The organism is Pedobacter paludis (genome assembly GCF_003173575.1).
Lineage (GTDB): Bacteria > Bacteroidota > Bacteroidia > Sphingobacteriales > Sphingobacteriaceae > Pedobacter > Pedobacter paludis.
This window is the reverse complement of record NZ_QGNY01000007.1, coordinates 198,740-220,577: the sequence shown is the minus strand read 5'-3', so window position 1 is coordinate 220,577 and position 21,838 is coordinate 198,740. Positions and strand designations below refer to the sequence as shown.

Here is a 21,838-nt window from a genome sequence, read left to right as displayed (position 1 = left end):
ATTACGGCATAGGCTGGCGAAAGCCATCAAAACAACCGTTATAGTATTTATCAGAATTATAATAAATGGTGGGTTGGAGTCTTGAATCGATATCGATCTATCAACAAAATAATAGCATTTATGAAAATCATTATTTCTATTTATTCAGCTGTAACCTGACCTTCATGCTTCAGTTTAGGACACTTACAGCATGCTAAAATTAATCGCCATGATTAGACAATATATTTTTTTTATTCTTGCTTTCGTGCTGGCCATTCCGGCAGCAAAAGGCCAGAATCAAAAAGTGGATTCGGTAACCATAATACCCTGGGCAAAATATGATCGTGTAGGCAGATTGCACCGAAAGGTTTTTGGTGAAAACTATCGAAAAGATTATGCCCGTCCTGTTAAAGTTCCTTTAATCAGGCTTTCACGGATATCGGGAGGACTTACCGCAATTCAAGCCGGAGGGGGCAATCAGTCGAAGACGCTAAGGCTACGGGATGCTAGTGGCCAGGAATGGACGCTGAGGTCGGTATTGAAATTTCCTGCAGTTTTGATTCCAGCTCCACTTAGGGAAACATTTCTGTTGGGAATTTTAGAGGATAACATGTCTGCACAACACCCTTTCGGAGCCCTTGTTGTTCCTGTCTTGGCTCAAGCTGCCGGGATTCCCCATAGTAATCCCATCATCGGAGTTGTTGCACAAGAGGCTGGGCTGGGGGTCTATGCAAAGGACTTTGCTAATACGCTTTGTCTTTTAGAAGAACGGGAGCCTATGGGCAAATCGGATAACACCGAAAAAATGTTAAAGAAGATAGCAAGCAGTTATCGAAATCGGGTAGACTGGCAAACCTATTTAAAAGCAAAGGCTTTAGATGTACTTTTAGGTGACTGGGATAGGCACGAAGATCAATGGCGCTGGGTAGTAGACGCCAGAGCAGATGGCACTGAATACACCCCAGTACCACGTGACCGGGATCAGGTTTTTTACCGTTCGGATGGTAGCATACAACGGCTGGCACAGTCTAGCTGGCTATTGCCTATGATGCAGGGTTATGAAAGAAATATTCAGAATATTAACTGGTTCTTATGGGAGGGAAGAAATCTAAACTCACAGCTGTTTTCCGGCATCAGTCAGTTGCAATGGAATAATACCATTACAGAATTCTGTGCTGTCATGACCGATTCCCTTCTTGCTCAGGCACTACTTAAACTTCCTGACTCGACGGATCCGGATGTTAGGGCACAACTGCTCGAACAAATGAAGATGCGCCGAAATGCACTCCCTGATCTGATGGATCAATATTACCGTTTCTTTAACAGAATTGTGGATGTACCTCTCAGCGATCAGGATGAACGGGTAAGCCTGATGGAAAAAGGCAATGGATATCTGCAACTTATTGTTTCCAAGCCTGGAATGGGGGAGAGCGCTTCAGCGCAAATCTTTCAGCGGGAATTTGATCCGTCGATCACTAAAGAGTTGCGCATATTTCTTCGGGAAGGAAAGGACAGTGTTTTGATGGAATCGGGTGATTCAAGGATTAAGGTTCGTTTGATTGGAGGTTCTGATATAAAACATGTAAAGGTTCAATGGAAGGGTAAACCATTAATTTTTTATGGAAAGCCGCAGGATGATATTGCCGATGTGAATCACCGGCTGAAAACGAGACTGGCTACCGATACGTCTAATTTTACTTATTTTGCGACTAATCTTTATTCTCGAAAATTAACTCTTGCTAACTTCGGATTTAATGTGGATGATGGTGCTATGATTGGTGTATCGCACAGATTTACTGTACCGGGTTTTAGGAAAGAGCCTTTTGCAAGTACGCATTCATTTTCTGCTTTATACGCATGGAATACTTCAGCATTTAGCTTGCATTATTTGGGTGAGTGGCTGAATTCTATTGAAAACAATGATCTGCTTATCGATCTAAAAGTAAATGCCCCAAATAATACCCGCAATTATTTTGGCGCTGGGAATGAAAGTGAATTCGATCGGAAATCTTCGCCAGCTAGTTTCTACCGGGCACGTTTTGATCTTTTTACCTTAAAGGCTTTGATCAGGAAGCGCTGGGCGGATAATAATTTTTCATTCGGACCATTGTTTCAGTATTTTCATTATTCAGATTCAAAAAATAAAGAAAAATTCATTAATGGTTATCTGGCGGAAAACAATTCCAACAGGCCAGTTAGTCTGAATAATTTTCAGATTGGCACAATACTCCAATTGTTTATGGATAACAGAGATAAGAAAGTCCTTCCACAATCCGGAACAATTTTCAAATCAAACCTTGAATTACTGACTGGTTTCGGACAAAGCGCCAGTCGTGTCGGGGTATTGAATTCTGAATTTACACTGTTTATTAAACTGAATAAAACAGGAACTGTTGTTTTCAGCAACCGCCTGGGTGTAGGGCTCAGTGCAGGAAGGCCAGAATTTTTTCAGCTGCCATATTTAGGGGGAACTGATAATTTAACCGGTTATAGAAAATTCCGGTTCACAGGTGATTACAGTGCGTTTAATAATGCAGAAGTCAGGATAAAACTAGGGGAGTTTTTAAGCTACATCCTTCCCGGGGAATTTGGATTGAATACGATGTATGATTTTGGTAGGGTTTGGGAACGCGGTGAGCATAGTAACCGTTTACACCATGGTATTGGAGCCGGGCTCTATTTCGCTCCTGCATCTTCTGCGCTAATTAATCTGACTGTTGGATATTCAAAAGAAGGTTTTTATCCCACACTTTCCCTTAAAACCAGATTATAATGGGATAATAGACGTTAAAACTTAATTTCCTTTTTACCTAAGGTGTCGACGCAGCGCTTCGGTTATGCTGATAAAGTAAAATATAAAAATCTGAACCGAATATGTCTAGCCCTATAGGTTTTCGATGTCGTATGGAAACGATTGTCACTTGCTGTAATCCCCACTTTGTTGAGGTAAAATCGTTGCAAGCTTTCCGGCAGCGATTTGCTGATTTTTTTGGCTTTGGCTGTGATGCTTCGAAAATTATTGGCTGTTGCCATTTATCACTTCAATAGTATTTGCTATCAGTTTTCTGATTGCTGAATCCGCTTTCTGTCAAGATAAATTTGATAGGTTTACATCATAAAGTCACAATCATATGGTATTATAGATAATCAAAATAATATGAAAAAAATAGGAATAAACGGTTTAGGACGCATTGGAAGGGCATCCTTAAAATTAATCATGGAAAGTGATCATTTAGAACTGGTTGCAGTAAATGATCTGATGAGTATCGAAAATGCAGTATATCTCTTGAAGTATGATAGCATTTACGGTCGTTATGAGCGTGAGGTTACGCATAGTGAAAATATGGTTTATATCGGTGATAAATCTTTTCATTACAGTTCAGTGCGTGAAATCTCGGATTTGCCCTGGAGTGAATTTCAGGCCGAGGTGGTGATCGAAAGTACGGGGCTATTCACAAACCGGGCCGATGCAGAAAAGCATCTGGCTTCCGGAGCAAAATTCGTTGTCATATCAGGGCCGACAAAAGATACCCCTACAATTGTTCACGGGGTAAATACCGATGAAGGCAAAGTTAATATCTTCTCCTGTGCAAGCTGTACCACAAATAATATAAGTCCGATTATCGAAATTTTAGGCCGCAGAATCGGGATTAAAAAAGCGGTTTTAAACACCACTCATGCCTATACAGCATCACAGACATTGATGGATGCTCCCTCGAAAAAAGAACCCAGAATGGGCAGGACTGCAGGAATTAATCTGGCGCCCGCTGCAACAGGGGCAGCGATAGCAACTACAAAAGCACTTCCACAATATGCCGGTAAATTTGATGGGGTTGCCGTTAGGGTCCCGGTTTCTGTCGGATCTATTTCTGATGTCACATTTATTTCTGAAAGGCCCACCAGTGCCGAAGAGATCAATGAGATTTTGATAGAGGAATCCTTATCGTCAAGGTATAAAGAAGTGGTTGGTACAACAGATGAACCGCTGGTTTCCACCGATATTATAAAAAGTCCCTTAGCCTCAATAGTGGATTTAGCCATGACTAGGGTTGTAGAGGGTGATTTGGTAAAAGTGATGTCCTGGTATGATAATGAGTGGGGATTTACGAATCAAATGATTAGACAGATTGGTGCCTTATAAAAAAAAATAAAGCTTAAATTTAAACTATGAACTACGCACAGCTCGCATTTACGGATGCAGTTAAAAATCTACAGGAGAAGCTTGGTAGCCGGCTGAATTATGACCGCATGGAAAAAAGAAGCTTTGTAGATGGACTTACCGATTCTGAAATTGACTTTATAAGTGATATAGATAGCTTTTATATTGCCTCATTTGGGGAAAATCAATATCCTTACATCCAGCATAGAGGAGGCCCCAAAGGTTTTATTAAGGTTATCGATAAAGGTACAATCGGGATAGTTGATTTTACAGGGAACAGGCAGTACATTACTGCAGCTAATATTTCCAGGAATCCAAATGTTTCACTTATTCTTCTTTCCTACCCGCTGAAAGCACGGCTAAAAATATATGCGAAAGCTGAGGTTGTTGAAATCGATAAAAACCCAAGGCTTTATGAGCTATTGAAACCTGAGGCCTATAAACATAAACCGGAATGGATGTTGACATTCAAAATATCCGCTTACGATTGGAACTGCCCACAACATATTGTTCCAAAATATACCCTTGAAGAGATCGAGGAACTTTTAAAACCGCAAAAAGCATATATAGAGCGGCTTGAACAGGAAATCAAAAGATTAAAAGAGATTTAATAATGAAAAGGCCGGACATTTTTATGTGCCCGGCCTAATTCTTTTATTTTAATTTTTTCAGAAAGCTCTGTATCAAAGCGGCTACTTCTTCACCGCTTTCCTCCAACAGAAAGTGTCCGCCGTTAAAGAGGTGAACTTCTGCTTTTGGTAAGTCTTTCTTATAGGCAGTCGCTCCGGCACCCGGGAATATTTTATCATTCTTTCCCCAGACCAAAAGTGTTGGAGGCTGATGCTTGCGAAGGTAATTTTGCCATTCTGGATACTTTGGGAAATTATTTTCATAGTCTCTGAAAAGCACCTTTTGGATGTCTTTTATGCCCGGCTGCTCAAAAAAGAAATGATCCATATAATAACTGTCAGGACTGATTCGCTCGGGTTGGGATGCGCCATATAGGTACTGTTCCTTTATTCCTTCCAAAGACATCATGTAATTCGCCGCTGCTTTAAGGCCTTCAGTATCCTTTGCCGCACTTAAAGCACCGATTTTCTGAACATCAGGCCCAATTCCTTCCATATACATATTGGCGTTCTGGATGATTAATGCCTTAACCAATTCGGGCCTGCGGGTCGCAATCCGAAATCCAATCGGACCACCATAATCCTGCAGGTAAAAGGTAATGGATGTTAACTTAAGGTTATCGATAAATTTTTCAACAATCTCCGAAAGATGGTCGAATGTGTAATTAAACGTTTCAGGAGATGGACTGCTGCTCATCCCGAAACCAGGATAATCGGGCGCAATTATGTGGTAGTCTGGCGCCAGTTTTGCGATTAGATTTCTGTACATGTGGGAGGATGACGGAAATCCGTGTAGGAGTAGGATTACTGGTTTTGCCTTTTCACCCGCCTCTCTATAAAATATTTCGGTATCTTCCACCTTTATTTTTCGATATTCCATAATATTTGAACTTTGTGAATGCTTTTGCGATGCAAGCGAACGCACTGGCGTTTTGGAACTCTTCACCGTTTGCGCACGGGTTATCGTTAGGCTGGATGCCGCGATCAAAACCGTAGTCATCAGCATGCTGAATTTTTTCATTTTTTCTCTTTGAAATTGTTTTTATTTGTTACAAATGCCGAAATTAAATTTTACTTTAAGGGTATTTTCTTATGTAATCTCAGTTGATGTACAGGCTCACTATAAGCGTCTTTCAGATTCATGAATGGGAAGGTCGTTTATACTCGCATATCTTTTGGTCATCAGTCCGTTTGTATCGAACTCCCAGTTCTCATTGCCATAAGCCCTAAACCATTGTGATTGAACGTTTTGATATTCGTACTCAAATCTGACCGCAATTCGGTTTTCATTGAATGCCCATAGCTCTTTTTTAAGACGGTAGTTTAATTCCTTTGACCATTTCTTTGTTAAAAATTTTACGATTTCCTCTCTCCCGTTGATGAAAGTATCTCTATTACGCCATTCACTATTAATTGAATAGGCTAAAGATATTCTCAAAGGATCCTGAGTGTTCCAGGCGTCTTCTGCAAGCTGAACTTTTTGTAATGCTGTTTCTAGATTAAATGGGGGTATAGGTGGTCTTGTTTCCATCTTTATTAACTTATTTAAAATGCTTTTAATTGAATAGTTTGGTTGGTATTCCGGGTTCGAGCAAAATTAGCCGGTATCCGATACCCAGAATATTGAAAGCCTCCCACAGGTTATCATTGTTCTCGGTATAATGTGACCAGCCTTCAGCATGGACGGGCACAATTATGGCGTTTTTGAATGCGGCAGCTGTGTCCAGTGCATCGTTGGTGCTCATTGTCAGATTGAAAGGACCGCGGGGGCGTGCTGCGCCTGCAAAAATAAAAACATATGAGGGATTTATCTGTTCAGCCAGTTTTTCGATCTCGTTGTAGTAAACTGTATCACCTGTTATGTACAGACTCTGCCTGACTTCATTTTCGATGCTTAAGTGAAAACCAATAACTTCGCCGGTTATTGGTTCTATACCTGCTGGCCCATGCCTAGCAGCTGTGGCTGTAATAAACAGACTTCCACCAGCAGGAATTTGGAATTCCCGACATTCTCCGGGCGCTAAGCCAATGCTATTGGCTCCAAGTCGTTTTGCACCCGACTTTGTTGTTAGAACTACGCCTGCCCGAGTTAAAAAGGATCTACCTGCATTATCGAGATTATCAAAATGATGATCATGGCTGAGTAAGACTATATCTACTAATCCTTCGGGAATCTTCGCTGGTCCTTTAAGCTTGGTTTCAGTCATATTCTCATTAAGTTTGAAAAAACTACCAGCCTCGTCCAATGTCGGGTCTGTCATTAATCGCAAGCCTCCTATTTCAAAAATCACGGTAGGACCTCCAATGTAAGTCGCTGAAAAAGGTTGTTTGTTCTTCAAGTTCATCATGCATGTATTTTAATCAACGAATATTTTTTCTGACCATCTTCCGTAATGGACAGGTGGTTGTTATGGATTACTTTTTACTCAGATTAAGGATTGTACATTCCGGGATTTTATAAAGCAGTTCAAAATCTGATTTGATTGACTGATTTGTATTTTTCATACGAAATTCGGTTCCGGCCAATCTGCTTCTGTCTTCAACCGAAATTTGTAGCCAAACGAAGGCCCTCTCGGTGCAATGGGCAAAATTAATTTGGCCAGAAAAGAATATCGTGAAGTATGCGAGTACCACTCCGGCAAGACAGGCTAGTTTTTTCATTTTAATATTCATGGCTAAAATTTAATATTGGCTAAAAATTATACTGCTTTACAAAGAATACAGGTTGAGGAAATTATCTGCGCATATCTCAATTTATTTTCATAAGATCTAAACCGTTACCGCTACTATTTTTTATCCGCTGCAAAATGTTGCGTGTCTACATCTTTTAAAAAACCAATAAGCGCATTGAAGTAATTGCTTTGATCATCGTACATAGACATATGACTACCCATCGGACATAGGTAGAACCTGCTGTTTGGAATCAATTGTGCTTCCTTTTTCATGCTTTCCGGGTTCATCTCGTCATACACACCGCCAAGTACCAGTGTTGGCACCTTGATTTGGGGCATTTTATTCCAAAAACTCCAGTTTACCAAGTTGCCAGTTACATGAAACTCATCTATGCCCTGCATTTGCAAGTATATGGTTTGGTTGGGCTTTTTAAATGTTCTAATTATGGGTTCCGGCCACTGTTCAAGAGGCATTCGGCAAATTACTTTAGTATAAAGTTTTTCATTTAATAAAGACGCATAGCGGGGAGAGGAATAAGCTTTAGCATTATCCAACGAATCAAACAATTGTTTTTCGTTTTTTGTAAACAGCCTAGACTTTAGCACAGCACTATAGTCAACAAAGTCTGCTATGCTTCCTGTCATATTTGAAAGGACAGCACCCTTTACATGTTTCTGGTATTTGTATAGATATTCCATCGCCAATAAACTCCCCCAGGAATGACCCAAAATGTAAAAGTTTTCTAGACCCAGACCTTTTCTAACCTGCTCCACTTCTTCAACAAACCGTGGGGTGTTCCAAAGTGTTGTATCTGTAGGAGCATCAGAAAGGCCACTGCCTAATTGATCATAATAATAAAATTCAATATTTTCTTTTGGTAGAAAGTCTTCAAAACATTCAAAATAGTCGTGTGAAAATCCTGGCCCACCGTGTAGAAGCAATACTTTGATTTTGCCTGTTCCGACCTTCTTTGTCCACACCTTATATTTTCCGTCAACTGAGATAAGTTTGCTGCCCCCTGTTTTTATTTCGCTTAGGGTGCCTGTTTGCGATTCCTTTCTAGATTGGGGAGATCCGCAGGCAAATATCATTGAAATTAATGCGACAAATAACAGTACTGTAAGAAGGGATTGATGCTGTGTTTTCATTTTATATGGTATTAAGGATATTCTACCAGCTCCTTATTTTCATGTCTTATATATGATCATTCAGAGGGTAAAATTGCAAAACAAAATTAGTCCGGGACCCATCATGTTTTATATAATGCAAATCATATAACTTATCAGGATTGTGATAATGGAGTATATTTGTTCATTTTTTGTCCCACTTCGAGTATTTTAAAATTCATCCGGATGTTCCATTTTCTTTAGGCCTGAGTTGTTGGAAACTGGATCATAATTTATATCCGGGTTTTGTTGAGGTGCCTTATTTTCTGCCATCAATAAACTAATATATCATATCAGTTAAATGTGATAAATGCTATGCTGTGCCGTCGTAATTTTACTCCAGACGATCAAGAAAACAAGATCATATCAGCCCATGGCTAAAGTTAGGATAGTGGATATCGGTCGTAGATTAATTAAATAAATGTTTAACAAAAATTATCAATTATGCCCAATATCCTGCATATCATTTCCAGCCCAAGAGGGGATGCGTCAAATAGTATTAAACTTTCAGAAGCTATTATCGAAAGGCTTCAATTAAACTATCCATCAGCAGTGCTGCACACCAAAGATCTAACCAAATCGCCATTTCCTCACTTAGAGGAAGTTCATCTAAATGCTTTTTTAACACCTGTAGAGCAGCATACTGAAGCGCACAGGGAAGCCATAAAACATTCCAATTTAGCCATTGAAGAGTTAATGAACGCAGATTTTGTAGTTATTGGCGCACCGATGTATAATTTCGGGATTTCTTCAACGCTTAAGGCCTGGTTTGATCACGTAACCCGTGCAGGCATTACCTTTAAATACACGCAACAGGGTCCTGTAGGACTGCTTAGCGGAAAGCAGGTTTATCTTGCCATAACAACCGGCGGAATATACAGTTCAGGAGCGAATGTTGAAAATGATTTTTTAACCCCTTACTTAAAATTTATGTTGGCTTTTATTGGAATGGATAACGTGACCGTGTGCAGGGCAGAGGGATTTGCTTTGTCAGAAACTCGGGATAACGCTTTAGAAAAAGCTATAGGAAGAATCCAGATTTAAGGAGCGAAGCAAAAACTTAAAGAAGGCATTTCGCATTAGGTTTTGGCGAAATAATCACTTAACCATTGGCACAATGAACGGCGTTAAATGTTTATTCCGATTATCAGCTATCGTTGCGCTTATGGTGTTCATTCCGAAAAAAATGCAGGCTCAGCATTTTATGTTGCTTAGGTTTGAAGAGGATTATCATCATCTGTCGGATTCAACCCGAAGTTTCTATAACCGACTGAAGTATTCACAGCTTTCATCTAATCCTGCTCTTAGCTTTTCATTCGGCGGTGAAATACGCTCTGAGTGGGCAGTGAAAGTGGATGAGAACTGGATTGCCAACGAAGGATTCAATCACTCCTTTCTTAATCGTTATTCCTTACATGCCGGAGTAAATTATGGAAAAAAGTATCGGTTGTTTGTTCAGTTAAACAGCAGCCTTGAAAACGGTAGTCGCAATGCAGTTTCCACTACGGATGAGGATAAGCTCAATGTTCAGAACCTTTTCTTGGATTACGATTTTTCGTCGGCCCCGGCGCTAAAACTCTTGCTAAGGATTGGGCGTCAGGAACTTGATTATGGTTCCGGACGGCTGGTCTCCGTTAAAGATGGCAATAATAGTCGACAGTACTTTACCGGATTGAAATTGTCTTATATTAAATCTCGGTTAAAAATTGACGCTTTTGTATTAGCTGCAGATAAAACCCATCCCGGCCTGTTTGATAACAAAACAAAAATACAAGGAAACCTTTGGGGCGTTTATTCGGACGTGAGGTTGGCAGAAACCGGTAACTTTAACATCTACTATCTGGGTGCGATGCGGGAGCAGTCTCAATTTGAATCTGGGATGGGTCGGGAACTTCGGCATACCCTTGCGATTCGTTACTGGAAAGAAAGTAACCGTTTTAGATATAATCTCGAGACAGCCTACCAGTTCGGAAAGTTTGGTCAAAATGAAATCAGTGCATGGACTATGGCAATTGAACTGGGCTATGTATTTAAGCAACTCAAATTTAAACCCACATTAAGCCTGCGGAATGATTACATTTCGGGCGACAAAAATATTCTGGATAAAAAATTAAATAGTTTTAACCCTTTGTATCCGAAAGGGGGCTACTTCGGATTTAATCCGTTAATTGGGCCATCAAACCTTATAGATGTACATCCATTCCTAACACTCCATCCAAGTGAGAAACTTTTATTTCAAGTTGATCTGGTCTATAACTGGCGGTATTCACTTCAGGACGGAATCTTTCATCCAAGTGGAAGTTTTAATATCGGAGGCTCCAGTTCACCGGCACGTTACATCGGCACAACCTATTTATGGAGTGCAGATTACCAGATAAACAAATACCTGTCTATAAGTTTCGGCTATCAATTTTATAGAGTAGGTCGTTTTCTACGGGATGTCATCCCCAATAGTGCTAATTCCAAATTCTTTAATACGCAACTCTCATTCAAGTTCTAGGGCAATTTTTGCAAATACGCTGATTTCATGAACGCTAGGAATTGGCTAAATGCAAAAAAGGCAAATACTTAATTAAAAGTTTGCCTTCAATGCAGCGTTACAATTTTATATCGGTTTCTTAATGGCTTTGGTAGCCACCATAGAAGTTAATTGGGCTCCAGCTGGGTATTGCACTTGGGATTTTCGGAGCAAGTTTTTGATATTCCTGTGCACCATATACAACCTTACCGTTCAGAATGGTCAGGATTGAGTGAATATCTTTTATTTCATCCTCCTTTATGCCAAGGTAATCCGAGTTAAGAATTGCCAGATCTGCCAGAAAATTTTTCTTTAGCATGCCGCGTTCATTGTCCTGATGTATTAATGAAGCGCTACCCAGGGTATATATTTTCAGTGCGGATATTCTATCGACCTGATTTTCACTGGATGCGAATTTCAATCCACCTAATGACTTTCCGGATACAAATTGATAGATCCCAATCCAAGGGTTGAAACTTGAGACCCTAGTACCATCTGTACCGCCCCCAACACGTATACCCTTGTCTAGCATTCTGCGGACTGGGGGGGTATGGAGCGCAGCCTTTTTGCCATATCTTGAAACAAATCCCTCTGCTTGGAAAGCCATTCTGTCCTGAATCGCCACACCACCACCTAAAGCTTTTATACGATCCAGATTTGCATCACTCACAGTTTCCGCATGGTCAAAAAACCAGGTCAGTCCGTTAAATGGTGTTTCACGGTTTACCTGTTCCATAACATTCAAAAACCTGCTGATGCTCTCATCATAAGTTGCATGCAATCGAAATGGCCATCGGTTTTTCACCAGTTCAGTTATCACTGCCTTTAGCTGATTCTCCATGGCCGGAGGGAGTTCAGGTCGCGGTTTGAGGAAATTTTCAAAATCCCCGCCCGACGCTACTAAGTTTTCTCCTGCACCCTGGACATGGTATTCAGTTTTCTTGCCTTCAAATGAATCATCCGTTTGGTGGTCCGAAATATCAACCATACCAATCCATTTCAGGTAGTCTTCCAATTCTGTTCCCGGTTTTTGAGCAAATAAATAGTATGGTAATCTTATATTTAATTCTCCCTTCTTCGATAACATATCGGTAATCTGATAGTCGTCTGGAAAGTTCTGGAATCCCCCTCCCGCATCCATTACACTTGTTACCCCCAAAGAATTTAAATCGGATATGAACCGTTTTGTGGAATTGATTTTTTCTTCCATGTTGAGTTCTGGAAGCTTTGATAGTGTAGAATACAATATAAAAGCACTGGGCTCGGCAATCAAAAGTCCGGTAGGCTCCCCATTTGGATTCTTTTGTATTAGCCCCCCAATTGGATTCGGCGTTTCACCGGTAATACTCAAAGCCTGAATACCCGCCTTATTTAAAAATGCCTGCCCATACAGATGCAGGATGAAGGTTGGAGTAGCTCCTGTAGCGGTGTTGATTTCATCTAGGGTAGGAAGGCGTTTTTCTTTGAACTGGAACTCACTCCATCCGCCTACAACTCTTACCCATTGTCCTTTGGGTGTACGCAATGCCTGTTCTTTAAGCATTGATAATGCCTCTGCCAATGTGGTTAATCCGTCCCATCTTAGTTCCGCATTGTAAAATCGTCCACCGCGAATCACATGAAGGTGCGAATCATAGATTCCTGGTATCACTGTTTTTCCCCTGGCATCTATCACCTGAACATTTTTGCCGATGTATTTTTTTATTCTTTGGTTACTTCCAAGTTCAATAATTCTATTACCAGCAATAGCAAGTGCTTCAACAGTTGGTTGTTGATCATTCAGCGTAATAATTTTACCGTTTAGGATGACTTTGTCTACCTTTTGCTGGGAAAATATACTTCCAGAACATACAATGATCAAAAATAGGGTTGTTTTAATTCGTTTCATGAACTGCTTTGATCAAAGGGACAACGCATGCATTGTCCCTATATAACTTATAATTATTTAATGTTTGATCATTTCCTTGGCATATTGGATACCAATTCCATATGCTCCTCCATACTGTTTGATGAGATCGGTAGTGGCATTGTAAGTTTCTGATCTCGCCCAGTCACGTTGTAGTTCTAAAAGATACTGAAGCGATGTTATGGGTTGCACACCCGCTTTAACCATTCTTGTAACGGCCTGATCATGTGCTTCGGTAGAAACATCACCACTGGCATCTGTAATTACATAAACGGTGTAACCTTCATTAATAGCTGATAAGGCCGGCCCAACTATGCAAACACTCGTCCAGAGACCACCCAAAACCAATATTTTTTTGCCCTTGCCCGTAATTGCCTTATGCGCATTTAGATCTTCCCAGCAATTCATGGTTGTTCTATCAATAACAGTTGTAGAGGCAATCGGATAAAATGAACTGATTTCAGGAAACATAGGACCGCTGAATGATTTTGCCGCCACAGTTGTGACCACAGTTGGAATATTGAAAATTTTGGAGGCGCCTGCGGTTAGGGCCGCATTGTTTCGAAGCACTTCAATGGATTGATTCTTGACGGCGAATGCCATCTGACTTTGATAGTCTATTAAAACCAGTGTATGGTTAGTAGGGTTTAATAATTGCGGACTCGGCTTTTGTGCAAATCCGTAAAGTGAAGTTATAAGACTAACAGATAACAGAATTAATTTTTTCATATTGATTTGATTTTGTGAATAGTTAAGGGATGATAGCAAATGTGTACATGCTGGGTTTTCGTTTTTGTTTAGAACCGCATATATTAATTTGGGATGATGTTATGGAAGCGAGGGTATAAAGTTCTTTGGCTTAATTTCCTTGAAGCTTTATTATCTTTTAACCTTACGGTCTAAAAAATCTTCAATTGCTGCTGCCATTTCATCCCCCTTACTTTCAAGGGCAAAATGGCCTGCATCATACAAATGGTATTCAAGGTTTTTTACATCCTTCTTGTATGCTTCAGCGCCACTTACAGGAAAAATGTAGTCGTTTTTTCCGTAAACGATGAGCATTTCGGGGTTATGGTCTCTAAAGTATTGTTGCCATTTAGGGTAGTTAGGCGGATTGGTTCCGTAGTCATAAAATAAGTTCAGTTGGATCTGATTATTTTCCGGTCTTTCAAGGTGACGCAGATCAATCTCCCAATTATCCGGACTTACCACTGAAGTATCAGGCACCCCGTGAGTATATTGCCATTTTAATCCATCTGGCTGATGAAAGGTTTCGAGCGTGCTTTCAGCTGCTTTATCATTTCTGTCTTTCCAGTATGCCTTAAATGGATCCCAGAAAGTTTCCAGGCCCTCTTCATAGGCGCAACCGTTTTGAATAATTAATGTGTCAATTTTTTCTGGACTTGCAGAAGCAATTCTCCAGCCCACTGGGGCACCATAATCCATCAGGTAAAGGCTGTACTTTGATATCTCTAGCTTTTGAAGCAAGGTGGTTATAATCTCTGCAAAGTTATCAAATGTGTATTCGAAGTTTGCAATCGGAGGCTGTTCACTTCTGCCATAACCAGGATAGTCTGGGGCGATTAGATGATATTTGTCCGATAAGCTGTCCATGAGGTTGCGGAACATGTGCGAGGAGGTTGGGTAACCGTGTAACAGCACTAATGTTGGAGCTGTTTTTAGTCCGGCCTCTCGGTAGAAAATATTGACACCGTTAATGTCAATGAAGTGATACGTGGTTTGATTTTTCATAATTTTCCAATTAAATTTATCTTAATAGTGAGTGTACGCTACCATAACTGATCTGTCATCGTGGCATATCAAAAGTACCGGCCAATGCTAAAATTTGTATATAAGGCTATTTATACTAGGTATTATTAAAATCATAAATACATCGCATCAAGATTCAAACATAAGGTGATCACTAAAAAGTTCGTGGTTGGGCCGAGCTGCCAAAACACAACACCGGAATTTTTTCTGCATCAGCTTCCAAATTGGTGATGTCCTGTTCAAGCTTTCTTTAATATCCAACTCCGATATTTTCAGAGTTTACATTAATGAAACTCCGAAAAAATTGGAGTTTTTTTTAATTTTTAAACCAAAATGCATTTTCATAATTATTTTATTTAGCTTATAATCAATGTGTTAAAATAAATTCTGTGTGCTTTCCCTTTTTTATTATTTATGGCACATAATTGACTGGTGCTTAGTTATGAAGTCACAGAATGAACAAACTGCAACATTTGCAAACCAGAATGGCCAGCACATTTTTTATCGAAACTGGAATAGCCCCAGCCAGCTCAAAGGGATAATCGTAATTATTCACGGGCTCAATTCTCATAGTGCGTATTACGAAGATTTTGCATCTCAGCTTAACGGAGAGGGGTTTGAGGTTTATGCTATGGACCTGATCGGTAGGGGTCGCTCAGAAGGCGAAAGGTATTATATACCTGATTTTCATGGAGTGTTGTCAGACATCGATACCCTGATTGATATTGTTGTATCCAGGCATCCAAGCATTCCCGTTTTTTTGCTTGGGCATAGCGCTGGAGGCGTTTTTTCTGCTGCTTACGCTGTGGAAAATCAGCACAAGCTTCAGGGCTTGATCTCAGAAAGCTTTGCATTTAAAATTCCGGCGCCGGCACTTGCTCTAGCGGCCATAAAATTTCTTGCCCGTTTTATTCCTCATGTCCGTTTGGTCAAATTAAAGAATGAAGATTTTTCCAGAGATGCTGCCCATGTGCTTAAAATGAACAATGATCCATTGTTGAGCCATGAAAAGCAACCTGCAAAGACTATGCAGCAACTTTTGCTCGCATCCGAATATCTTAAAGAAGAAATGAGTTTGATTAAGCTCCCGCTACTGATCCTTCATGGTACTGCTGATGGCGCAACTTCGCCATCCGGAAGTGAATACTTTGAAAAACACGCATCCTCTTCAAATAAGCTATTGAAAATGTATGTAGGGCATTATCATGACCTGCTCAATGACAAGTACAATGGACTTGTTACACGGGACATTATACACTGGCTAAACAACGCGATATAAGTTGAGCAGCAGAACATCCAATAGATACACTCTTTTGGTATGGTACTGCAGCAAGTTGTAACGAACGATTAATAAAAAACCTTAAACCAACAAACAATGATTAATCTAGAATGGTTCAGAACCTTTAAAGTCATTTATGAAGCCGGAACACTTTCGGCTGCAGCAAAAGACCTGTTTATTTCCCAACCAGGTGTTAGCCTGCACTTAAGCTCGCTTGAGTCTTTTGCCGGCCATCGGCTTTTTGACCGGGATACCCGGAAAATGGTAGCTACAGAAAGAGGGACAATGCTGTATAACTTTATAATCGACCACATGAATAAGCTTGAAGAAGCGGAACATATCTTCCGTAGAAAGTCAAAGGCTGAAAAACCAACTGTCAGTGTTGCTATGTCGATGGAAATCTTTCAGCACGTACTGGAGTCCAATATCACAGATTTGCCTTTCAATCTCGTTACCAGATTTGGTGATTGTCCGCAGATGCTTCAGGATTTGAATAACGGTACTTTAGATCTGATTCTTACCACGCTAAAGGGTACGCAGCATAACCTGGATTATAAGCCATTCAACACGGAAAAGATTATACTAATCTGTGGCAACCAGACGGATACCAGCGAGTTTGCAGAACTCCTCTCTCAAGATAACCGGCCTGCACTTAGAGATTGGCTGAACAATCAGATCTGGTATACCACTGCGTATGATATGGAATATCTTAAAAACTTCTGGTCAGCAAGTTTCGACGCATTACCGAGTTTCAGACCAAAATATGTGGTGCCCTCTTTTGCGTCAATTTTAAGGTGTATGTCCAATAACAAAGGTTTTGCCGTTGTACCCGATTTCCTGTGTGGTAAAGAACTCGCAGAAAAAGGTATAAAGCTGGCATGGGAGGGAAGTCCGCCAGTAGAAAACACACTTTATTTTGCCAAGCGCAAAAATACTGCGTATCCGGACGAGATTAAATACCTTGAAGATATTTTAAACAAAAATTGGCCTGTTGGTATGGAGAAGTTATCATTGGTGGATTAGTGGATGCTGATACATTCCATGATGGATAGATCCATGGCTGATTTTCACAGCTGGAAAAGGGCATCTCAGGATTTTAACCTCGTTAAGCAAGACGGTTATAACCATTTACATTCGGCTTGAAACTGTTGAATAAAAATTCTTGATTAAACAGTTGCCTAAGGATTTAATTGAAATGACCTTGTATTTTATAAAACAATTCGTGTTTCGGAGGGCTCAGTATGTGATCGGATTAAAATCTTAGCGATATGGGGCTTCTTTCCAAATCAGGAATGTATAACATATGGATACCCCATAAACCTTTAGTTATTTTCCACTAATAAAAACCGAATTTGCTGGAATACCATTTTTCTTCCAAACTCGGATTGAGATGTAGGCTAGTGCTGCTACAGTTGAAATCAAAAATAATAACCCGGTGGATAAGTTGATGCTTAGCAATGCAAACATTACCAATGGGCCAATGCCGTAGCCCCCAAAAAGAAATCCTGTCCCATGAGCGGCGGGAGACAAAAGCGTTTGCCTTTCCTGAGGAAGCTTAACAAGGCCCATAAATAATGGTTGACTACAACCGAACCCAATTGAAATAACAGCCAGCAGGCATTCGGCCAGGCCTAGCGACAAATTTCCCCATAATAGTAAAAGCCCTAAAATGGTTAGCCCCATAGTGGCGTATAAAAAGGTTATCATTTTCTTATCCATCTGCAAATGGTGGAATAGAAAAGATAATGCAAAACCCGGAAAACCAAAAATAAACAGTTCGGTTGCAATCTCAGATTCATTCAGGCGATATTGAACAGTGAAATAATGGCTGATCCAAACAAAAACCCCAGAATGAAACAGACCTGTCAAAAAAGAAAAGCTATATATAAAGCCGGCATTGCGCTCTAGGGACTTAACATCTCCAGAATTTTCGATGAGTATCCCTGAGGGAATAAATTTTTCTACCTTCTTCAGCAGGCATAAAATCAAAAATAAAGTACATATTATGCTTAAACATAGATAAAGCATTCGCCAGCCAAATACACCGTTTAGCCAGCCTCCGATACTGGGGGAAAACGTCATGCCCGTGGCCAGTGCAAAAACAACCGGTGCGATACGCTCTAAAGATTTTGGCTTTTTGGTATGGCAAACATTGTGGAGAATCGTAATTGGCAATAATGCACCTGTCCCAAAGCCAACCAGCGCTCTTGTTATGAGGAAAAAAAATGCAGTCTCGCTAATACTTAACAGATAACATCCTAGTGCCATAGAACCGAGTGAAAGCAACAAATACCCACGAACTGGCACATGAATTTTTAGATAGGCCGTAGCTGTGGCAGCGATAGAAAATGCTATCGCAAACACAGGAATGCCAAGCGCAGGCAATGGTGAGGCAAAGTCTCTTGCTAAGCTTGGCGAAAGAGGTGCAATTAAGTAAGCCTGGAACATCACAAGCATGCATGCAAATAAAGTAGTATATTCATAAGTTAAGGATAAAAGTCCTTTGTGGCTGCGCTTTATCTGCTGAATCATCCGTTGGAAATTTATTGTAGACTATAGTTAATGGAATGCCGGATTTCCGGTTGTTATTATTTGAGGATTATAAATAGCGAGTTCCTGGTTTTGTACTCCAGGTTTTGGCTTCGGTGGCCTTTACCGGTGGTATCCTCCATAAGTAGGATCTCGCCCGGCTGAAACTGCCTTTTCTCACCCAGTGAGGTTTCGATTTCCACACCAAGATCGAGCAGCACGACAAATTGCCTTTCTGGGGCTTGATGAGCATCATTATAATCGGCTCTAACCGTTCTAAATATCATTTCCTTGACTTGAAACCGATCGGAAAGAAAACCGATGGGCCCTGCATCCATAAGCGGATATTCAACTTCCTGAAAGTTGCTCTCGCCCTCCGCATCTGTATAAACGCGTGTGACTTTGATTGTCTTTGTCATTTTATAAGCTGATTAAATCGTTCAAACCTCATTGTAACTGAATATCCAGTCATTGGCGATGATCATTTCATTCGGTAGGATGGTGTGTGGCTTATCCTTATAAATTTCCAGTCTGACATTTGCCTGCTGAAGTTCCAGTTGTGCTACAGTTTCTTTAACTCTTTTTAGTGGTACATGCGGATCCATATTTCCTGTGGTGATCAATACCCGAGTCCCTAAAAAATCACCTTTGTAATTATCATTTACCAAAACTTCTCCAATCAGACCACCTGTAAAAGCTATTGCACCTCCATACTTACCTGCATTTCTGCTGATATACTCCAGCATTAGGCATGCACCCTGTGAAAATCCCAGAAAGAAAATTCTCTCTCGGACAATACCATAATTTAATGCATGCGTTACGAGCTCAGCAACTATTCCCAGTGAAATATTTACTGATGGCTGATTTGTAGCAATGGGTGCCATAAAACCATGCGGGTACCAACTGTTTTGCAATGCTTGTGGAGCAAATATGGCCATTCCTTCAATTTGTAACTCATCAGAAAGCTCCATGATATCTAATGCGTTACCGCCTCTTCCGTGAATCATGATGAGTACACCGGTGGCTGATTCAATTGGATGTCCAGCGGTTAAATAGTTGCTTTGTATTGCGTCCATCTTATGTTAGTTTAGGCAATGTGATTTCAAGGGTTTCACGCAACTGTTCATACTGCTCGGGCAACATCAGCTTTTCACCAAGGGTTTCTATCGGTTCATCGACCATAAAGCCGGGGTTCTCCGTAGCCAGCTCAAATAAAACCCCTCCCGGTTCGCGGAAATATATGGAGTAGAAATAGTTTCTGTCAATCTTTTCAGTGACATGTAGACCAAGACCAATAATCGTATCCCGGAACTGCATTAAAATCTTTTCATCCTTCACTCTGAAAGCGACGTGGTGTACCGATCCCATAGATACGTGGCCCGGAATTTCAGATTTCGAAACCAAAATATCCACAATTGCTGCATTTGTAACCGAGTTGGTGATAAAACGGAAGAGATTATCTTTTTGCTCCACTAATTGATAGGCAAATACTTTGGTTAGTATATCCGCTGTTGGTGCTAAGTCGTTTAGTGTTAGAGTTATATTGTAAAATCCTTTCAGTGCATTGTTTGCGGGTATTTCTTTAGATGTCCAAGGTTGGCGTATATCTTCCCTTGATGAGCCAATCAGCTCCAAACAAAGTCCGTCGGGGTCGAAAACAGTTAAATATGGTTCATTGAACTTTTCAGCGACATCGAGGTAGTTTACGCCGTTACTATCAAAGCGTTGCTTCCAGAAATCAAAACCAGACTTATCTATGGAGTATCCTATGGCTGTAGCCTGACGTGTTCCGGGTCGTCCCGCCGGGATTCCTTCATTCGGAAAAAATGTCAAAATGGTACCAGGTGTGCCCGTCTTATCTCCATAGTAGAGGTGGTAAGTTTCGGGATCATCGAAATTCACTGTTTTTTTAATAAGCCGAAGTCCGAGGATACGGGTATAAAAGTCATAGTTTCTTTTGGCATCACCTGCAATCGCAGTAATATGATGAATACCTTTAATTGTGTTATCCATATTTTTATTTTATTAGAATGCGTTAATTCAATCCTTTATGCATTGAAGACCTCTATCTATTGGTCGTTCAGCTTCCGTGACAGCTTATACCGGCAGGTCCTTTAGACTTTCCTGAACAAATTTTCGCCAGATTGCCTTAAATTGAATTCATCACCACATGATTTATTTTGAATAAAGTTCATTTGAAATTTTAAAAATGGAAAATCATACGACTTATACCTGTTATCATTATTTTGATAGTCATCTTGGTTGTTCTGGCGGGAATTTTCGTAAACTGCAGTTCATTTTGGGTTAAATCGACCAGTTGAGAGCCAAGAGGGTTATTTCCGTAGCAAAAGTATTGAACCTGGTGATTCTAATCTGACTGGTTTTTGGTTAGGTCTTTCTAGTATGCCTCTATAAGGTTATAAAATGAAGCAAGGTCGAACGGCTTCCCGATATTCCCGTCAAATAACCAGCGATTCTTTTTTTTGAGAATGCTTTCATCGCAACTCATTGCAATGATGGGGAGGTTAGGGTATAAAGATTTCATTCGACCGCACCACTCTATAGATTTATCGGAAGGTAAAGTAAGGTTAATGAGGATTAGTGAAGGTGCTATATTCTGAATGAGTTTGATCAGTTCCAGTTCGTGCCCCGAGTAACCGATAGCTTCATATTTTTCCATCTCCAGCGCATGACAAAGAACTTCCAGCAGGTTAAGGTTCGGGTCTATAATCAATATAGTTTTCATTATGTAGTCTATACTTTGGTAACACTGCCATATATGCTGCACTAAAATTTGGTGTTCAAGAATATGAATTAAACATTGGAATAGCTTTTGGCATTTCTTATCACACATTTTAGGGATGTAAGCATGATGATGTTGGAAAAACTGCGTGCTCAGTGTGGCTTTACGGTTAATTGTTACTGAGCATAGATAGAGACGTTGGTTTTACCAAATACATCAGTCGAAGTTTACGCCCTGCAGATCTTTATAACACCACATCCAATTCTCTCCCGGTTCGGCAGAACTGGCTACCGGATGGGACATTGACAAGGCATGAGTACTCATATGCTTATGTTCTGAGGAATCGCAGCACAGTGTTGCTCCACAACTTTGGCAGACCCTCAGATGAACCCATTTGCCTCCAATTTTGACGCATTCTTCGCATTCAAGTTTCCCACTGGTCATGATTTTGTTAATTTCCCTGATGTGTATGCATAGAATCTTTTTT

General features: G+C 40.4%; 21 protein-coding genes. 7 read left to right on the top strand and 14 right to left on the bottom strand.

What is annotated here, in order from left to right; genetic code table 11:
* Positions 1-190 precede the first annotated feature (190 nt).
* The 3 genes from DF947_RS18590 (at position 191) to DF947_RS18580 (ending at position 4,749) form a co-directional block, all read left to right on the top strand.
* Positions 191-2,752 (top strand): BamA/TamA family outer membrane protein, encoded by a 2,562-nt coding sequence (locus tag DF947_RS18590; protein ID WP_109931722.1) that lies wholly within the window; start codon positions 191-193, stop codon positions 2,750-2,752.
* 384 nt (positions 2,753-3,136) lie between these two features.
* On the top strand, positions 3,137-4,120 hold the full coding sequence (locus DF947_RS18585; RefSeq protein ID WP_109931719.1) for a type I glyceraldehyde-3-phosphate dehydrogenase: 984 nt from the start codon (positions 3,137-3,139) through the stop codon (positions 4,118-4,120).
* A 107-nt stretch (positions 4,121-4,227) separates the two neighbouring features.
* Positions 4,228-4,749, top strand: a complete 522-nt coding sequence (locus DF947_RS18580) for a pyridoxamine 5'-phosphate oxidase family protein (protein WP_240615414.1) — start codon at positions 4,228-4,230, stop codon at positions 4,747-4,749.
* 43 nt (positions 4,750-4,792) lie between these two features.
* Here DF947_RS18580 and DF947_RS18575 read toward each other — a convergent pair whose 3' ends face one another.
* The 5 genes from DF947_RS18575 to DF947_RS18555 form a co-directional block, all read right to left on the bottom strand.
* Positions 4,793-5,788 carry an alpha/beta fold hydrolase gene (locus tag DF947_RS18575; RefSeq protein ID WP_205940820.1) on the bottom strand — a complete coding sequence of 332 codons (996 nt, stop codon included), beginning with the start codon at positions 5,786-5,788 and terminating at the stop codon, positions 4,793-4,795.
* 99 nt (positions 5,789-5,887) lie between these two features.
* Entirely contained in the window at positions 5,888-6,298 is a 411-nt protein-coding gene (locus DF947_RS18570) for a nuclear transport factor 2 family protein (RefSeq protein ID WP_109931715.1), read from the bottom strand.
* Positions 6,299-6,323: 25 nt separating this feature from the next.
* The gene (locus DF947_RS18565) at positions 6,324-7,115 is read right to left on the bottom strand and encodes an MBL fold metallo-hydrolase (protein ID WP_205940819.1); all 792 of its coding nucleotides are present in this window, start codon (positions 7,113-7,115) and stop codon (positions 6,324-6,326) included.
* Between the two features lie 67 nt (positions 7,116-7,182).
* Entirely contained in the window at positions 7,183-7,428 is a 246-nt protein-coding gene (locus DF947_RS22315; RefSeq protein ID WP_158526296.1) for a hypothetical protein, read from the bottom strand.
* Positions 7,429-7,553: 125 nt separating this feature from the next.
* Positions 7,554-8,588 carry a proline iminopeptidase-family hydrolase gene (locus tag DF947_RS18555; protein ID WP_109931711.1) on the bottom strand — a complete coding sequence of 345 codons (1,035 nt, stop codon included), beginning with the start codon at positions 8,586-8,588 and terminating at the stop codon, positions 7,554-7,556.
* Positions 8,589-9,050: 462 nt separating this feature from the next.
* Here DF947_RS18555 and DF947_RS18550 point away from each other — a divergent pair, with 462 nt between their 5' ends.
* Both DF947_RS18550 and DF947_RS18545 read left to right on the top strand, forming a co-directional pair.
* Complete coding sequence (locus tag DF947_RS18550; protein ID WP_109931709.1) at positions 9,051-9,650, top strand: FMN-dependent NADH-azoreductase; 600 nt, start codon at positions 9,051-9,053, stop codon at positions 9,648-9,650.
* Between the two features lie 142 nt (positions 9,651-9,792).
* A complete protein-coding gene (locus DF947_RS18545) occupies positions 9,793-11,106 on the top strand; it encodes an alginate export family protein (RefSeq protein ID WP_205940818.1) in 1,314 nt (437 codons plus the stop codon).
* 118 nt (positions 11,107-11,224) lie between these two features.
* On the opposite strand, the gene DF947_RS18540 is transcribed toward DF947_RS18545, so the two are convergent.
* The 3 genes from DF947_RS18540 to DF947_RS18530 form a co-directional block, all read right to left on the bottom strand.
* On the bottom strand, positions 11,225-13,012 hold the full coding sequence (locus DF947_RS18540) for an amidohydrolase (RefSeq protein ID WP_109931707.1): 1,788 nt from the start codon (positions 13,010-13,012) through the stop codon (positions 11,225-11,227).
* Between the two features lie 57 nt (positions 13,013-13,069).
* Positions 13,070-13,759, bottom strand: coding sequence for a hydrolase (locus tag DF947_RS18535; protein WP_109931705.1), 690 nt, complete (start codon positions 13,757-13,759; stop codon positions 13,070-13,072).
* A 150-nt stretch (positions 13,760-13,909) separates the two neighbouring features.
* Positions 13,910-14,782 (bottom strand): alpha/beta fold hydrolase, encoded by an 873-nt coding sequence (locus DF947_RS18530; RefSeq protein ID WP_109931703.1) that lies wholly within the window; start codon positions 14,780-14,782, stop codon positions 13,910-13,912.
* 460 nt (positions 14,783-15,242) lie between these two features.
* Here DF947_RS18530 and DF947_RS18525 point away from each other — a divergent pair, with 460 nt between their 5' ends.
* Together DF947_RS18525 and DF947_RS18520 are read left to right on the top strand one after the other, a co-directional pair.
* Complete coding sequence (locus tag DF947_RS18525) at positions 15,243-16,079, top strand: alpha/beta hydrolase (protein WP_109931701.1); 837 nt, start codon at positions 15,243-15,245, stop codon at positions 16,077-16,079.
* 96 nt (positions 16,080-16,175) lie between these two features.
* Positions 16,176-17,102 (top strand): LysR family transcriptional regulator, encoded by a 927-nt coding sequence (locus tag DF947_RS18520; RefSeq protein WP_109931699.1) that lies wholly within the window; start codon positions 16,176-16,178, stop codon positions 17,100-17,102.
* 303 nt (positions 17,103-17,405) lie between these two features.
* On the opposite strand, the gene DF947_RS18515 is transcribed toward DF947_RS18520, so the two are convergent.
* From DF947_RS18515 to DF947_RS18490, 6 genes are all read right to left on the bottom strand, one after another.
* Positions 17,406-18,611, bottom strand: coding sequence for an MFS transporter (locus tag DF947_RS18515; RefSeq protein WP_109931697.1), 1,206 nt, complete (start codon positions 18,609-18,611; stop codon positions 17,406-17,408).
* Between the two features lie 56 nt (positions 18,612-18,667).
* On the bottom strand, positions 18,668-19,027 hold the full coding sequence (locus DF947_RS18510; RefSeq protein WP_109931695.1) for a cupin domain-containing protein: 360 nt from the start codon (positions 19,025-19,027) through the stop codon (positions 18,668-18,670).
* 21 nt (positions 19,028-19,048) lie between these two features.
* Positions 19,049-19,684, bottom strand: coding sequence for an alpha/beta hydrolase (locus DF947_RS18505; protein ID WP_109931693.1), 636 nt, complete (start codon positions 19,682-19,684; stop codon positions 19,049-19,051).
* Position 19,685: 1 nt separating this feature from the next.
* Positions 19,686-20,621, bottom strand: coding sequence for a ring-cleaving dioxygenase (locus tag DF947_RS18500; RefSeq protein ID WP_109931691.1), 936 nt, complete (start codon positions 20,619-20,621; stop codon positions 19,686-19,688).
* Between the two features lie 385 nt (positions 20,622-21,006).
* Entirely contained in the window at positions 21,007-21,354 is a 348-nt protein-coding gene (locus tag DF947_RS18495) for a response regulator (protein ID WP_158526295.1), read from the bottom strand.
* A gap of 213 nt (positions 21,355-21,567) precedes the next feature.
* On the bottom strand, positions 21,568-21,795 hold the full coding sequence (locus tag DF947_RS18490) for a UBP-type zinc finger domain-containing protein (RefSeq protein WP_240615421.1): 228 nt from the start codon (positions 21,793-21,795) through the stop codon (positions 21,568-21,570).
* Between the last annotated feature and the right edge of the window lie 43 nt (positions 21,796-21,838).

What these genes read in the sequence shown, in the direction of transcription:
- DF947_RS18570 (WP_109931715.1), bottom strand. Translation starts at nt 6,298, where the DNA reads ATGGAAACAAGACCACCTATACCCCCATTTAATCTAGAAACAGCATTA.
- DF947_RS18530 (WP_109931703.1), bottom strand. Translation starts at nt 14,782, where the DNA reads ATGAAAAATCAAACCACGTATCACTTCATTGACATTAACGGTGTCAAT.
- DF947_RS18510 (WP_109931695.1), bottom strand. Translation starts at nt 19,027, where the DNA reads ATGACAAAGACAATCAAAGTCACACGCGTTTATACAGATGCGGAGGGC.
- DF947_RS18580 (WP_240615414.1), top strand. Translation starts at nt 4,228, where the DNA reads ATGGAAAAAAGAAGCTTTGTAGATGGACTTACCGATTCTGAAATTGAC.
- DF947_RS18590 (WP_109931722.1), top strand. Translation starts at nt 191, where the DNA reads ATGCTAAAATTAATCGCCATGATTAGACAATATATTTTTTTTATTCTT.
- DF947_RS18505 (WP_109931693.1), bottom strand. Translation starts at nt 19,684, where the DNA reads ATGGACGCAATACAAAGCAACTATTTAACCGCTGGACATCCAATTGAA.
- DF947_RS18490 (WP_240615421.1), bottom strand. Translation starts at nt 21,795, where the DNA reads ATGACCAGTGGGAAACTTGAATGCGAAGAATGCGTCAAAATTGGAGGC.
- DF947_RS18535 (WP_109931705.1), bottom strand. Translation starts at nt 13,759, where the DNA reads ATGAAAAAATTAATTCTGTTATCTGTTAGTCTTATAACTTCACTTTAC.
- DF947_RS18545 (WP_205940818.1), top strand. Translation starts at nt 9,793, where the DNA reads ATGCAGGCTCAGCATTTTATGTTGCTTAGGTTTGAAGAGGATTATCAT.
- DF947_RS18565 (WP_205940819.1), bottom strand. Translation starts at nt 7,115, where the DNA reads ATGATGAACTTGAAGAACAAACAACCTTTTTCAGCGACTTACATTGGA.
- DF947_RS18495 (WP_158526295.1), bottom strand. Translation starts at nt 21,354, where the DNA reads ATGAAAACTATATTGATTATAGACCCGAACCTTAACCTGCTGGAAGTT.
- DF947_RS18585 (WP_109931719.1), top strand. Translation starts at nt 3,137, where the DNA reads ATGAAAAAAATAGGAATAAACGGTTTAGGACGCATTGGAAGGGCATCC.
- DF947_RS18525 (WP_109931701.1), top strand. Translation starts at nt 15,243, where the DNA reads ATGAAGTCACAGAATGAACAAACTGCAACATTTGCAAACCAGAATGGC.
- DF947_RS18575 (WP_205940820.1), bottom strand. Translation starts at nt 5,788, where the DNA reads ATGAAAAAATTCAGCATGCTGATGACTACGGTTTTGATCGCGGCATCC.
- DF947_RS18500 (WP_109931691.1), bottom strand. Translation starts at nt 20,621, where the DNA reads ATGGATAACACAATTAAAGGTATTCATCATATTACTGCGATTGCAGGT.
- DF947_RS18550 (WP_109931709.1), top strand. Translation starts at nt 9,051, where the DNA reads ATGCCCAATATCCTGCATATCATTTCCAGCCCAAGAGGGGATGCGTCA.
- DF947_RS18540 (WP_109931707.1), bottom strand. Translation starts at nt 13,012, where the DNA reads ATGAAACGAATTAAAACAACCCTATTTTTGATCATTGTATGTTCTGGA.
- DF947_RS18520 (WP_109931699.1), top strand. Translation starts at nt 16,176, where the DNA reads ATGATTAATCTAGAATGGTTCAGAACCTTTAAAGTCATTTATGAAGCC.
- DF947_RS18555 (WP_109931711.1), bottom strand. Translation starts at nt 8,588, where the DNA reads ATGAAAACACAGCATCAATCCCTTCTTACAGTACTGTTATTTGTCGCA.
- DF947_RS18515 (WP_109931697.1), bottom strand. Translation starts at nt 18,611, where the DNA reads ATGATTCAGCAGATAAAGCGCAGCCACAAAGGACTTTTATCCTTAACT.
- DF947_RS22315 (WP_158526296.1), bottom strand. Translation starts at nt 7,428, where the DNA reads ATGAAAAAACTAGCCTGTCTTGCCGGAGTGGTACTCGCATACTTCACG.